Source organism: Sphingobacterium bovisgrunnientis (assembly GCF_009829085.1).
GTDB lineage: Bacteria > Bacteroidota > Bacteroidia > Sphingobacteriales > Sphingobacteriaceae > Sphingobacterium > Sphingobacterium bovisgrunnientis.
Window position 1 is genome coordinate 99753 of the sequence record NZ_WUQY01000008.1, and the last position, 14006, is coordinate 113758.

The window sequence follows — 14006 nt, forward strand, 5'->3', positions numbered from 1 at the left end:
AAGATATGTCAAATTGATTTAATCACAGAGTGACAAAGAGATTAACTAATTGTGCGTCATATGAATGTTATACTCATATAGTGAGATTTAGCAGAAAAAAAATTTACCTATCTTTGTGCTGTGAATACAGCAACAAAATTGATAGATATACGTAGTCTTTCCCTTGATCAGATCAAAGAGAAGTTGGTAGAAATGGGAGAGCAAGCTTTTCGTGCAAAACAAATCTATGAGTGGCTTTGGCAAAAATCAGTAACAGATTTTGAACAAATGAGTAATCTGAGTAAAGCTTTGCGAGATAAGTTGAAATCGAATTTTATTATCAATTATGTGCAAGTAAAGCAATCTCAAGTATCTTCCGATAAGACCATAAAAAGCAGTTTTGTTTTATACGATGGCAATATTATAGAGGGTGTACTTATTCCAACGCCAGATCGAATGACAGCTTGTGTGAGTTCTCAAGTGGGCTGTAGTTTGACTTGTAAATTCTGCGCAACAGGTTACATGGATCGAAAGCGTAATCTCAATGCTGATGAAATTTACGATCAAGTCGTCTTGATTGATAAGCAAGCTAAAGATAATTACGGTATTCCATTAAGCAATATTGTCTATATGGGAATGGGTGAGCCTTTGCTAAACTATTCTGGCATGATGAAATCTATTGAGAGAATTACTTCTCCCGATGGATTGAATATGGCAGCCAAACGTATAACCGTATCTACAGCTGGTATAGCGAAAATGATTAAAAAATTAGGTGACGATGAAGTCCGTTTTAATCTAGCGTTGTCTTTGCACGCTGCCAACGATGAGAAACGTAATGAAATCATGCCTATCAATGAGCAAAATTCATTAAAGGCATTAGCGGAAGCACTGCGTTATTATTATTCTAAAACAAAAAATCCAATTACCTTCGAATACATTGTCTTTGATAATTTCAATGATGAAATTCAAGATGCAAAAGAGTTGGCAAAATTCTGTAAAAATGTACCTTGTAAGGTAAATATCATCGAATATAACCCTATTTCTTTGGCTGATTTCGAAAATGCTGAAGCCGATAAGATTGACGCATTCGCGAATTACCTGCGTAGTCAAGGGGTTATAACGAATGTGCGCCGAAGCCGTGGTAAAGATATTGATGCCGCTTGTGGTCAATTAGCTATCAAAGAAGAATCCAATTAATTTTTCTTAACTTAAAGAATACGAACTAATTGTATTCTCTTATGTTGTTGAAGGTATTATTTCAACGGTTTTTTGCATTTGCTATTTCCTCGGCTATGTATGGCTTGCGAGGCGAATCTATTCGTGCCCGAAGAAATGTTATGTACTAAATGTCTTTATCACCTCCCTTTTACGGATTTTCACCTGGATGATAAGAATGGAACAGCGCGTCAATTGTGGGGAAAGATAGAATTTAACCATGCTTTTTCCATGCTACATTTAGCAAAACCATCTCGATAAGAAACATTATTACATAAACTGAAGTATAAAAACCAACCTGAAATTGGCGTTTTTCTCGGAAAATTGTATGCGAATAAAATCACGAGCGTAAAACAGGATGTTGATTATATAATTCCCGTTCCACTTCACAGGTCGTAACTTAGAAAACGAGGATATAACCAGGCGGGAGAATTTGCTAAAGGACTAAGTTTAGGATTGAATATTCCATTAAGGGAGGACATAATTCTGCGAGAAGTCCTGTCTGTAAGCCAGACACAGAAAACGAGAACAGAACGCTATTATAATGTCAAAAATGTGTTTGCGTTAAACTCTAAAGAGACTTTACAGGGGAGACATATCCTTTTGGTGGATGACGTATTAACCACTAGCGCTACGATTTGCGAGGCAGCCAGTTTACTAATTGCGAGTGGCGCAACAGTATCGATCGCTACTATCGCAAGAGCCTAATTATCTTCTTTTTGGTGTGTACGGTTTAGGGCATCCACAGTTATTTACACCACAAGACTGTATTCCCGATGCTACAACAAGTAACATCGCCGCAAATATTAACCATTTTTTCATGCTTCTTTTTCTTTTCTATATAAAATTAAGAATGAGAATGTTGCCATTCCAATTCCTATACAATCAGCGTAAATATCAAACATGTCTGCAGTACGACTCGAGACGTGTCGCTGCGCTTCTTCTGTTAAGAAAGCAAAAATTACTGTACTCACGACTACCTTTGCTACAGTGACCCATTTGTTGCCTTTCCACTTGGACTTCATTGCTGATTCCCAGTATAATAACAAAGCCAAAATATAGAAAATTCCGATATGCACGACTTTATCTACACCAGGAAAAATATAATAGGGCTTAAGATCAGGTAAATCATTTGAGGGCATCAATAGGAGTATTAGCATAATAATACCCCATACTATAGCCCAGATATAGCTAAAAAAATATTTCATCGACGCAAAAGTGTTATAAATCAATAAGAAATCCTAATTCTTAACAACTATTTGTAGTTAAATAGAGTCACGTTAAAAATTATTTTACTGAAAATCAATGTATTATAATTTTATATACTACTATGTATTGCAAAGTACCATCCAAAGGATATAACTTTGTATTGTTATGATAGCGGAAAATACACAAACGCAGATGCGAAAAGGGATACTAGAATACTGTATTCTCTCGATTATTTCGAAAGGTGAAATATATGCATCGGATATAATTGCGGAATTAAAACGCGCACAGCTGTTAGTGGTGGAGGGGACATTGTACCCATTGCTTACTCGACTAAAAAATAACGGCTTGTTGAGTTACAATTGGCAAGAATCAACGTCAGGTCCTCCTCGAAAATATTATCAAATTACAGCCGAAGGTCTTGAAGTATTGCAAAGACTAGACAATACGTGGAAAGAATTAGTCTATGCGGTAGAAACATCCTTGCAAGGTAGAAAAGAATCTAACAATTAATACAAAAATCTAATACCATGAATAAAACTATCATCATCAATATAAATAGTATCGTCTTTCACATTGAAGAAGAGGCTTACGAAACATTGCGTTCTTACATGATTGATATCAAAAGACATTTTGGAAAATCTTCAGACAGCCAAGAGATTCTTCAAGATATCGAAAATCGTATTGCTGAAATGTTCTCCGAGAAAATTCAGGTTGGACGTAAGGAAGTCATTTCAATGGATGATGTGAATCATGTCATTAGCCAGATGGGGAAGGTTAGTGACTTTGAAGGCGAAGAAGAAGAATTGATAGACCAACCAAGTTTTGATTCTACGGAAAACGAATCTGCTGGTGAGCAATCTACATCAGAGCATGCAACCGCTCAATATGCAAGTGCAAGTTTTTCGGAGAAAAAATTGATGCGTAATCCAGATGATAAAATTTTTGGTGGCGTATGTAGTGGTTTGGGAGCCTATTTCAATATGGAAACGAAATGGATGCGCGTGATTTTTGTGTGTTTCTTTCTATTTGGCGGTTCTGGGATTATGTTATATTTGATTCTGTGGGTGGTGATGCCAAAGGCGGTTTCTCGTGCCGACAAAATGGCAATGAAAGGGGAGTCACCAACATTGCAGAATTTTAAAAAGAGTTTTGATGAAGAAATCCAAGGCTTGAACCCTCATATTTCTAAAGTGAAAAGAGAATTTTCGAAAGGAACTGCTGCTGTAGGGAATGGTGTATCACGAGTGGGCAGAGGGTTCGGAAGACTAATTGGCTTCTTGATTTTGGTGTTCTGTGCTTTGACAATTTTCGGTCTAGCCATCGCTTGTATTGGATTCATCACAGGCATATTGGGCTATCAACGTGAAATGGTTTTTCCAGGAACAGAATTTTTGAATACACCGCAAGCAATCGTAGCCTTAGTAGCCGGAACTTTGGCGATCGCTATTCCATTCTTAGCTTTATTTCAATTAATGGTCCGTCTGTTATTTAAGACACAACCGATGAATCATTATTTCTCGTTGGCCTTGTGGGCAACATGGATTTCTTCCATTATTGCAGTAATATTTTTCAGTTTTATAGGTGCGCAGGAATTCAAAGAATCCAGCACCATAAAAGTAGAAAGGCCTTTAAGTGAGCGTAAAGTGTATTATATTACAGAAAAGGATGTTCGTCTGATAGAAGCTTCTGCAGCAGATAAAGAAGGTAAAAAATTTAAAATTGAACTGAACGGAGAAGATTTAGAATATGCATTACGCAATGATATAAGCATAAGTTTTGAAAGTATAGATTCTTTGGCAAAACCTTATATTCAATACAATTATTTTGCGCGTGGAAAAACATATCAAGTCGCGACTACAAATGCTGCTGAAATTAGTTATTTGGCTAATCAGACAGACGAAAAAATAGTTTTTAATTCGCATTTTGGTATCAACCCAAATAGAAAATACAGAGATCAATCTGTATCGGCTACACTCTATTTGCCTGTCGGATCGCGTGTGGTGGTAGATAATTCTATTAGTTATAAACTGCGAAACATTTCAAATTGGGATTGCCAACAAGCGTATGATTCGGATGAAGAAATCAAAGCTACAGAATGGATAATGGGCAGAACTGGTTTGCAGTGTACCCCAAGATTTCTGCCTATCAGCAAGAAAACTGAAACAGAAAGTACGGTAGAGGAATTGGTTAGAAAGGCAGAACAACATGCTAAAGAAGCAGAAGAGCATGCACGTAAAATTGAAAAAGAAGCAAAGGAAATTGCAGAGCGTGTAACTGTCACTGTGAATTAATTTTCTATATCAAAAATAAAAAACGATTATTTGTCGCCTTTTAATAAAAATGGAAGGCGACAAATTTTTTACCGACCAATATTACTATTTCACCGAATAACTTCTTCTGTTAATCTAATACGCATTCTTCTATGTCCTTTTTCGGTCTAATTTTGGGAGAAATAAGAAGAATATTTTACAGAAGCTAACCACACACATGAAATTACTTTTACAACTTTTAGGTAGCATGATACTTTGTATGCAACTCGCTGTAGCGCAACAAAAGACTATTACTGGCTACATCAAGAATGCGGATAATGCGCCCATAGCCAATGCTTCAGTGTATCTTGTTACTGAGCCAAATCGCGGATTTATCAAATCTACTGTCACCAATGACAAAGGACAATTTAAGCTATCGGGTTTTCCTGTAGGAACTTTTAGAATTGAAGCCACAGCTGTAGGCTATGCGAAGGGTGAATCTTCAGCGTTTCAAACCGCAGAAAATTCTGTTAGCATAGATGATATCATTTTACAAGTTTTGACTAAAGAGTTGGAAGCGGTTACTGTACAAGGTCAATTGCCACAAATACAACATACTAATGGTAAGTTGGTCATGAACGTAGAAAATTCTTCTATCAGCGCGGGCAATAATGCTTTAGAAGTATTGAAAAGAGCTCCTGGTGTAGATGTAGATAAAGATGACAATATTTCGTTGATGGGTCAACAAGGCGTAAATGTTACCATAGACGGTCGTCAGACTTATTTGACCGGCGAACAACTGGCTACATTATTGAAAAGTACGGATGGCGCTCAGATTAAAAGTATTGAATTATCTACTACACGTTCGGCTAAAGATGACGCGGAGGGATCAGGCGGAGTTATCAATATCGTGATGAAGAAAAATCGTTTGGAAGGCTTCAATGGATCTTTCATTGCAAGTGGAGCTGTGGGAGAGAAATTACGTGGCAATTCGTCCTTCAATGTAAATTATAAAAAGAATAACTCTACATTCTTCACAAACTATTCTTATACGGATAATAATTATAACGAGAATATTCGCATTACGCGAATTATACCCAATAAATTGGCAGATACATACTTTGATCAGTCATCTGTATTCCAAAATGCCGAAAAAACTCATAATTACAAAGTGGGCTTTGAGCAAAAAACATCTGCGCGTAATACCTTTATGATTCAATTTAATGGCGCAAATAATAAGGAAGATCAACTGACTCCAGGGACTACATTGATGTCTCGTCCTAATAGTTCGGTGGATTCAATAATGGTTTCAGACAATAATAATGATGAAAAATTCAATCGCTATTCGGTGAATATAAACAATGAGTTCGTGATTGATACTACGGGTAAGAAATTGACAGCAGATGTTGATTATAGTACTTTCAAGACCAATTCGATCTTGAATTATGGGTACTTTTCTTATTTTGGCGATGGCGAAACATTAATGTACGCTCCGGAATTTGAGAGAAGTACATTCGGTGTAGACATTAAAATCTTGGCAGCGAAATTAGATTACACGCAAAAATTAGGAAAGGGAAACATAGAAACAGGCGTAAAGTATAGCAATGTGCAGTCTGATAATGATGTTAACTTCAAAAATCTTGTAGGTTCAAATTGGCAAAATAACACAAACCGCTCAAATATATTTAATTACGAAGAACAGATTTTAGCGGGTTATTTTGATTATAATACCAATATCAAAAAATGGGGAATCAAAGCGGGCTTAAGGGGTGAATATACAATCTCAGATGGTCATTCTATTACGCAAAATAAACAAGTAAAGCGCGATTATTTTGACTTATTTCCATCCGCTTCATTGTCCTATAATGCGCATGAAAACCACGTCTTTGCATTGAGTTATTCGCGTAAGGTTTCTCGTCCAAATTACAGAAATTTGAATCCTTTTGAATATTATGTGGACAAAAGAACATACAATAAAGGTAATCCGTATTTGAACCCACAGTATACAGATGGATTTGCATTAAACTATACTTTATATAAGCGTTTTAATATTGCATTAGGTCATGATATCACCAAAGGTGCAATGACAGAAAGCCTTGGCCAAGACACCGTATTAAAAACTACGTGGATTACACGTGAGAATTTGGGTGAACAAACTACCTCATATATCAACTTGAGTATTCCTTATCGCATAGGCAAGGTTTGGACGATGTTCAATAATATCACAGGAATCTATATGCACTTTAAAGGGCCAATATCGGGATATGATGTGAATTTGGGGTCTGCATTTATCCAAGCGAATATGAACAACAATTTCAGATTTAGTAAACAATTGTCTGGCGAAATGTCTTTACGTTATAATTCACCTTTCATCTACAATATGTATAAAATTCAACGACGTTGGGGTACAGATATTGGCGCTACATACAATTTGAAAGACGAACGGACCTCATTAAAATTAGCTGTAACGGATATATTCCATACCAACCACAATAATGTGTTTACAGAATTCAAGGAATTTAATTCTAGAATATATCAATACCGCGATAGTCAAACGGTAAGACTTACGTTGACTTACAAGTTTGGCAATCTAAAGCAATCTATTCGCAGGGTCAATGACAGCAGCGAAGAGAAAGAAAGAGCTTTGTAAAAAGAAGGCCTTGCCATTCTTAAAGATGACCGTAGACTGAAAATGTCTGCGGTCTTTTTTATTTAGTTTTGTATTATGAAATTCAAAAGTATAGTGGTTTTTTGTGCGTCGAGCCCAGGCTTTGATGCGGTATGGATGCAAAAAGCATATGGCGTAGGCGAATATCTAGCGAAGCAGAATATTACTTTGGTGTACGGAGGCGGTCGAGTAGGATTAATGGGGTCTGTTGCTGATGGTGCGCTGGAGAATAACGGCAAAGTCATTGGTGTTATTCCGCATTTTCTGAATAGTAAAGAGATTGGCCATTTTAGCGTCACTGAATTGATTGCAGTTGAGAATATGCATCAGCGCAAAATGATGATGAATGACTTGAGTGAAGCAATAATAGCACTTCCTGGAGGGTACGGGACCTTGGAGGAATTGTTCGAAATGATTACTTGGGCACAATTAGGATTGCATCAAAAGCCTGTAGGCTTGCTAAATATTAATGGCTTTTATGATCATTTGATTGCTTTTATACACAATATGGTTGAGGTCGGGCTTTTGAATAAGCAAAATGAAGAAATGCTTTTGGTTGCAGATAATATCGAAGAATTAGTGCAGAAAATGAATGCCTATGTATCGCCCGATGTACCAAAATGGCTGAACAAAGAAAATAGTTAAAAGGAGAAGAGCTATGCCATTATCTAAAGACTTCAAGTCAATACACCACAAAAAGTGGGAAGTTTATTTTTCCCAATGTTACCCCAATGGCGCTATAAAATTTCCCGAATTAGCAAACATACTGCAATTGACAGCGGCGGAACATGCTGACTTGGGTGCTGTTGGTTTTGATGATTTATCCCTGTACGATCAGTCTTGGGTAATGAATCGTATGCGCATTGAGATTGAAGAATTGCCTAGATTTTCGCAAGATGTAGAGGTGAAGACTTGGATTCAGGAATTAAAAGGGTTTAAATCAACGCGGGATTTTGAAGTTTCACGTGAAGGCAAGAAGCTGTTAGCTGTTACCTCATTATGGGCAATCTTCAATATTAAAACCAGAAGACCGGACATGTTGCCATTTGATACGTCATATATAGAACAATATCCAAATCAACATGCTACAGAACTTGCGAATCAGCGTATCGATCTTTCATTTGAAGTATCGGAAATTTATACACAAGTCGTACAATTTTCGGATTTAGATATCGTGAATCATGTGAATAACACGAAGTATCTGGAATGGTGCATTAATTATGTAGATCCAAGCTTGATATTAATAAACAAGATACGAGCAATTGACCTCAACTTCATCAAAGAGTTAAGTTTCAACGATACTATTTCCATTCAAAAAGGAAGTTTTGACAACAAAATTGTTTTTAAAATCGTTAAGGGTGAACAAATTTGCTTCGCTTGTGTTTTTGAATTAGAGTCTTAGGATTCTTTTGAAATTCATATATTTACAATTAATCAACCAATAAAAAACAAATCATGATTAAAATTAATGTATTGCTTATCTTTTTTGCTGTTTTAGGCGTTCAATTGACAAATGCGCAGGAGAAGAAAATAGCAGTTATTTGGGAATCTAAAGAACAGCTTCCAACACCAGAATCGGTTTTGTATTACCCACAGGACAATGTTTTATTTGTTTCACTGATTGATGGATCTGGTAGTGAGAAAGACGGTAAAGGAGGAGTTGCGCTATTGAATACCGATGGTTCAATCAAAAATGCAACTTGGGTTACTGGATTGAATGCACCGAAAGGATTAGCAATTCATAAGGGATTATTATACATTGCTGATATTACGGATGTGATAGTCGTAGATGTGGTTACTGGTAATGTCATTGATGAGATTCCAGTGGAAGGATCGACTTTTTTGAATGATGTAACAGTGGATGATTCGGGTATCGTTTACATTTCGGATACGAGAGAAAATAAGATTTTTCAATTGCGAAATGGTAAAGCTTCGTTGTATTTGGACAATGTTCCCTCAGTGAATGGATTGAAAGCGGAAGGTGGTAAACTTTTGGCCCTTGCTGGAAAAGAATTTTGGTCTATTGACGCCAACAAAAAAGTAACAGTTTTCACAAAAGGCTTTGATCAAGGTGGTGACGGTTTGGAACCAGTTGGAAATGGAGATTATATTGTTACCTGCTGGGTTGGTCTTGTTTATTATGTGAAAGCGAATGGAGAGATTCAAAAGATGCTTGATGTACAAGGCAAAATGAATACCGCAGATCTGGGTTATAACCAAAAAGAAAGTATTCTCTATATCCCTACATTTAACAGCAATAGCGTTGTCGCATATAAATTGAAATAAAAAAGGAGCAATGCTCCTTTTTTTATTTACACAAGGACAGAAGATTACTACATTTGTCGTACTAAAATTTTGTTGTTATGCAAATTGAGACTCTTTACGACATCTATAAGCAATATCCTGTAATTTCTACTGATACACGCAATATTAAAGAAAAAAGTATTTTCTTTGCGCTGAAAGGTGCAAGCTTTAATGGAAATGCATTTGCTTCTCAAGCTTTGGAGCATGGCGCAGCTTATGTCGTAGTGGATGAAGAAGTGTTTGTTAACGGCGATCAATATATTTTAGTTGAAGACGTTTTAAAGACGTTGCAAGATTTGGCGTTGTATCACCGCCAAAAATTAGCTATTCCTGTGGTTGGAATTACAGGAACAAATGGTAAGACAACTTCAAAAGAGTTGGTTTATTCGGTTTTATCGCAACAGTTTCGTGCTTATGCCACGCAAGGTAATTTAAATAACCACATTGGCGTGCCTTTGACGTTGTTGTCCATAGACGATTCTTACGAAATAGCAATCATAGAAATGGGAGCAAATCATGTTGGTGAAATTGAGTTTTTGGCGAATATCGCACGTCCGACACATGGTTTTATTACCAATGTTGGAAAAGCGCACTTAGAAGGTTTTGGATCTTTTGACGGAGTTAAAAAAACAAAAGGTGAGCTTTATGATCTTCTATCTGTAAACAAAGGAACTTTATTTCTACAAGCAGATAATGCTCATTTAGTAGAAATGGCTGCACAACGTCATTTTACAAAGGTGATTACATATGGTTTCTCGGAAACAAATAACATCGTAGGTAAACTTTTAATGGCCAACCCTTACCTCTCTATCGCTTGGAAAGAAGGTGATAAATCTGAATCTTATGAAGTTTATACGCATCTAACAGGCTCGTACAATACCGAAAATATATTAGCTGCAATTGCCATTGGTCTTGAATTTGGGATGAATCCTATTAAGATCAATGAAGGAATAGCGTCGTATGTACCTAAAAATAACCGTTCGCAGATTACCCAAACATCACGAAACATGATTGTGGCGGATTTTTACAACGCTAATGCGAGTAGTATGGCGGCTGCATTGGACAATATGAAGGTGTTGACCGCAGACCACAAAGTGGTGGTTTTGGGGGATATGTTTGAGTTGGGAAATGAGTCTTTTGAAGAGCACAAAGCTTTGGTTCAAAAAGCAAAAACTCTTGGTTTTGAAAGATTGATATTTGTTGGCAAAGAATTTTATCTCCACCGCGATGATTCTACTGAGTTTTATCAGACTACTGATGAAGCTAAAGCTGCGGTTGCTGAAATCAACGATAGTTTTATCCTATTGAAAGCTTCACGCGGAATGGCTTTTGAAAAATTGTTGGAAGTATTATAACCCTTCATCTTTTTTCATTTCGACAACCGGTAAGGAAAGATTGTGTTTTACCGATACTATACGGATCAAGAAAACGAGTGAAGCACTTATGAAGGCATTCCAGCCGTTGTCAACATTCCAATAGTTAAGTAACACAAAAAGTAATGCGCCCGACAGGCAAGCAGAAGCATATATTTCTTTTCGTAAAATAAGAGGGGTTTCATTTATCAATACATCGCGAATCACACCGCCCATAGCTGCAGAAAACATTCCTAACATGATGGCTGCAATACTGCTGGATTCATAATCTAAGGATTTTTGTGTTCCAACTACCGTGAAGAAGCCAATACCTATCGCATCAAATAAGGTTAATGTTTTAGCTAGGCTGTAAAGTTGTTTGTTCGCAATAACTGAAATAAAGACACCAACGAATATAGCCAAGAGATAATTGCCATCTTCTACCCAGACAGGTCGAATATTTAAGAATATGTCACGCAATGATCCTCCGCCAATAGCTGTTACAAATGCCATGAAAGTAGAACCGAATATATCAATACCCTTTCTATGCCCTGCCATCGCGCCAGAAATAGCAAAAACCATAGTTCCTAAAAGGTCAATAGCATAAATGATATTCATATCGGTTATCTTGAGGAACAATAATACATAAAATCAACATTAAAAGAAAGCCGAATCTAATTCGGTAGATTCGGCTTTCTTTTAATGTCAGAAATGTACTTTTTTATGTGCATTTTGACTTAGTTAGAGTTATGTAGTTTTTCCAAGTCTTGAATCTTTTTTTTCCATTCTAGGGAATTAAAAGTTTCTTCTAGAATTTTTTGCGTTTTAATTTCGATTTTAGCCATTTTATCTTTCCATTCAGGAGAATTAAATTTTTCCTCAAGTATTTTTTGCGTATTAATCTCTATTTGTGCCATTTTGTCTTTCCACTCTTCAGAATTATAATATTCATCTAAGCTTACTTGAGTTTTAAGCTCTATTTTAGTCATTTTGTCCTTCCATTCTGTGGAGTTTAATTTCCTTTCAATGGCATTAGCTCCTTCTTCAATATTCGCTATAATTATTTTGAAGTTTTTTGAATTAAGTAATTTTTCTACTGATTCAATATGCTTGTTGGGCTTAATTTCTTCATTATTTTCAAATTCATGGACAATAATCGTAGAAGTATCTTTTAATAGTGTTTTCTTTTTTACTGGCATTGACCTTTGTTCTGCTCTAGCTATTGTGGTATCAATAGTTTCGATATTTTCTATTTTCGTAATCACGATTTCATTGATTGCCACCTGTTGATTTTGTTTATTATTAGGGTTAGCCCAAGCAATAAAGATGAATGTTAAGGATGCGCATATTATAACTCCTAATTGCTGTTTATAGGATGTATATTTGGATTCCATAATTTGTTTGTTTATTCTTTTGATTCTATTTAATAAATCGTACTTATTGTCTCCCGACAATGCTAATGCTTGGGATGTTTGGTGTGCATTTCTTAATACTTCTACATGCAATAATGTCTTTGCATATATAATTGGGTTAGGAATATGTGTAGTTACAAAATCATCACAGGACTGCTCTCTTTCGACTTTAATATGTCTACTTACAAGCCAAATAAAAGGATTAAAAAACAAGGTAGTTTCAATACTAATGAGTATGATGTTGAAGAGATAATCATGTCTTCTAATATGAGCTATTTCATGTAATAAAATGGCTTCCGCTTCTTCGGTCGAAATACTATTAATGTATGCTGTTGGAAAAATGATTAAAGGTTTCAAAAAGCCGATGGTTATTGGGCTTTCTATTTTAGGTGAAGTTAATAGGCGAACTTTCGGAGATATGTTGTGGTTGTTCTTAATTTCTTCTAGTATGTTTAACCATTCCGTAGGAATTATCTGTGAACTTGTTTGTTTAATTTTCTTAAGCCAGTCGAAGCTCTTGATGCAAAGGAATGTTTGTACTATTATTCCTATGGTATATATTATTACCATGTAAGGAAAGAGTTTTGTAATTGACCAATTTGAGTTTTGCAATTTGTCAATATAACTATAAAACACTTCTTGTGAAGTGCTATTTGGCAAGATTACACCTGTTGAAATATTGAAAGTTTTTACAAATGTTGTGATGAAACTAATAAAAATTAGACTTTGAAAAAAATATGCAACTTTGTACTTGGTGTCTGGACTCCAATTATAAAATATAAGGAATAACCCATACAGTATAATATATAAAGATGCGCCTTGCCATAGGGAGTGAACCATGCTCCAGCCCATAGCATTGATTAATAATTGAAAAATATTTTCCATAGTATTGGTTTATAAGTTATCTAAATACTTTTTTATCAATTCAATTTCTTCCTTACTTGATTTATGATTACCGAGTACTTGCATGATTAATCTCGAGGTGTTGCCATTATAAATGGTTTCAATCATGCGATTAAGGTATTGATGCTCTATAGCTTCTTTATTGATAGCCGTGCTATATAAATGACTTTTTAAACTGGTGTCTCGAGTTACTAGTTTCTTCTCAAGCATGATTTGCATCAATTTCAATGTAGTTGTATAACCTATATCTTTTCTTTTCAGGGATTCATGAACCTCTCTTACGGAGCATGGTTGCCTGTCCCATAGTACTTGTAATATCTCCAACTCACTTTCTGTCGGTTTCATAATCGCTGCTTTAACTACGAATCTTTTCGTACATCAAATATACGAAGGGTTTCGTATTTTAAAAATAATTAATGCATTTTTAGTAAAATTTAACATTAGGCAGAATTTTATATTCTTCTTATGATTTTATCCCTCAATCTTCCAGCGACTTAACTCAAATTGGAAAAAGAATTCGCGCTAAAGCTTTGAAGTGATGTATAAATGTTTCTATCTTTGCACCACTCCGCAAGGGAGGAACGCTGGTAACAGCAATGAAATACGAGGTTAGAGACTGTTTAAACTGAGAAATCGGGAAAAACAAAAAAGAAAAAATCTTCAAATAAAATTTGCGGATTAAAATAAAGTTTCTACCTTTGCAGTCCCGACGGAA

General features: G+C 35.8%; 12 protein-coding genes and 1 pseudogene. 9 read left to right on the forward strand and 4 right to left on the reverse strand.

Annotated elements, in window-relative coordinates; all coding sequences use genetic code 11:
• Nucleotides 1-120 precede the first annotated feature (120 nt).
• Together rlmN and GOQ16_RS18125 are read left to right on the forward strand one after the other, a co-directional pair.
• Nucleotides 121-1176: a dual-specificity RNA methyltransferase RlmN gene (gene rlmN, locus GOQ16_RS06120; RefSeq protein ID WP_149915159.1), complete on the forward strand. Its 1056-nt coding sequence runs from the start codon at nt 121-123 to the stop codon at nt 1174-1176.
• A 459-nt stretch (nt 1177-1635) separates the two neighbouring features.
• A pseudogene (locus GOQ16_RS18125) lies at nt 1636-1902 on the forward strand (ComF family protein); the annotation flags it as partial.
• A gap of 110 nt (nt 1903-2012) precedes the next feature.
• On the opposite strand, the gene GOQ16_RS06130 reads toward GOQ16_RS18125, so the two are convergent.
• A complete protein-coding gene (locus GOQ16_RS06130; RefSeq protein ID WP_160068481.1) occupies nt 2013-2402 on the reverse strand; it encodes a VanZ family protein in 390 nt (129 codons plus the stop codon).
• A gap of 166 nt (nt 2403-2568) precedes the next feature.
• On the opposite strand from GOQ16_RS06130, the gene GOQ16_RS06135 reads away from it, so the two are divergent.
• The 7 genes from GOQ16_RS06135 (at nt 2569) to GOQ16_RS06165 (ending at nt 10979) form a co-directional block, all read left to right on the forward strand.
• Nucleotides 2569-2913, forward strand: coding sequence for a PadR family transcriptional regulator (locus GOQ16_RS06135; protein ID WP_160068482.1), 345 nt, complete (start codon nt 2569-2571; stop codon nt 2911-2913).
• Between the two features lie 17 nt (nt 2914-2930).
• Nucleotides 2931-4694: a PspC domain-containing protein gene (locus GOQ16_RS06140; protein ID WP_160068483.1), complete on the forward strand. Its 1764-nt coding sequence runs from the start codon at nt 2931-2933 to the stop codon at nt 4692-4694.
• A 196-nt stretch (nt 4695-4890) separates the two neighbouring features.
• Nucleotides 4891-7302 carry a TonB-dependent receptor domain-containing protein gene (locus tag GOQ16_RS06145; protein WP_160068484.1) on the forward strand — a complete coding sequence of 804 codons (2412 nt, stop codon included), beginning with the start codon at nt 4891-4893 and terminating at the stop codon, nt 7300-7302.
• 75 nt (nt 7303-7377) lie between these two features.
• Entirely contained in the window at nt 7378-7965 is a 588-nt protein-coding gene (locus GOQ16_RS06150) for an LOG family protein (RefSeq protein WP_160068485.1), read from the forward strand.
• A gap of 13 nt (nt 7966-7978) precedes the next feature.
• A complete protein-coding gene (locus GOQ16_RS06155) occupies nt 7979-8722 on the forward strand; it encodes an acyl-[acyl-carrier-protein] thioesterase (RefSeq protein ID WP_160068486.1) in 744 nt (247 codons plus the stop codon).
• Nucleotides 8723-8775: 53 nt separating this feature from the next.
• The gene (locus tag GOQ16_RS06160) at nt 8776-9606 is read left to right on the forward strand and encodes an SMP-30/gluconolactonase/LRE family protein (protein ID WP_160068487.1); all 831 of its coding nucleotides are present in this window, start codon (nt 8776-8778) and stop codon (nt 9604-9606) included.
• A 77-nt stretch (nt 9607-9683) separates the two neighbouring features.
• Nucleotides 9684-10979: a UDP-N-acetylmuramoyl-tripeptide--D-alanyl-D-alanine ligase gene (locus GOQ16_RS06165; protein WP_160068488.1), complete on the forward strand. Its 1296-nt coding sequence runs from the start codon at nt 9684-9686 to the stop codon at nt 10977-10979.
• Here the strand turns inward: GOQ16_RS06165 and GOQ16_RS06170 are convergent.
• The 3 genes from GOQ16_RS06170 to GOQ16_RS06180 form a co-directional block, all read right to left on the reverse strand.
• Nucleotides 10974-11594, reverse strand: coding sequence for a trimeric intracellular cation channel family protein (locus GOQ16_RS06170; RefSeq protein WP_149915168.1), 621 nt, complete (start codon nt 11592-11594; stop codon nt 10974-10976). The genes GOQ16_RS06165 and GOQ16_RS06170 overlap by 6 nt on opposite strands.
• Nucleotides 11595-11713: 119 nt before the next feature.
• Complete coding sequence (locus tag GOQ16_RS06175) at nt 11714-13273, reverse strand: M56 family metallopeptidase (protein WP_160068489.1); 1560 nt, start codon at nt 13271-13273, stop codon at nt 11714-11716.
• A gap of 9 nt (nt 13274-13282) precedes the next feature.
• Nucleotides 13283-13636, reverse strand: coding sequence for a BlaI/MecI/CopY family transcriptional regulator (locus tag GOQ16_RS06180; protein ID WP_160068490.1), 354 nt, complete (start codon nt 13634-13636; stop codon nt 13283-13285).
• Between the last annotated feature and the right edge of the window lie 370 nt (nt 13637-14006).